The 244-nt window shown below is 52.0% G+C and carries 1 protein-coding gene; it reads left to right on the top strand.

Annotation, left to right across the window (positions count from 1 at the left end):
- Window positions 1-244: cell division protein ZipA (gene zipA, locus SB725_RS33290; RefSeq protein ID WP_410923706.1), on the top strand; the 244-nt coding region annotated here is incomplete at both ends.

Raw genomic sequence — 244 nt, 5'->3', positions numbered from 1 at the left:
CCCGGCGTTATTCAGCCTGGCGAATATGGTGAAACCGGGAACCTTTGATCCTGAAATGAAGGATTTCACTACTCCGGGTGTCACTATCTTTATGCAGGTACCGTCTTACGGTGACGAGCTGCAGAACTTCAAGCTGATGCTGCAATCTGCGCAGCATATTGCCGATGAAGTGGGCGGTGTCGTGCTTGACGATCAGCGCCGTATGATGACTCCGCAGAAATTGCGCGAGTACCAGGACATCATC

It is taken from the genome of Pseudomonas sp. SIMBA_041 (assembly GCF_046535095.1).
GTDB classification, from domain to species: domain Bacteria; phylum Pseudomonadota; class Gammaproteobacteria; order Pseudomonadales; family Pseudomonadaceae; genus Aquipseudomonas; species Aquipseudomonas mucoides.
This window is presented reverse-complemented; position numbering and strand designations above follow the sequence as displayed.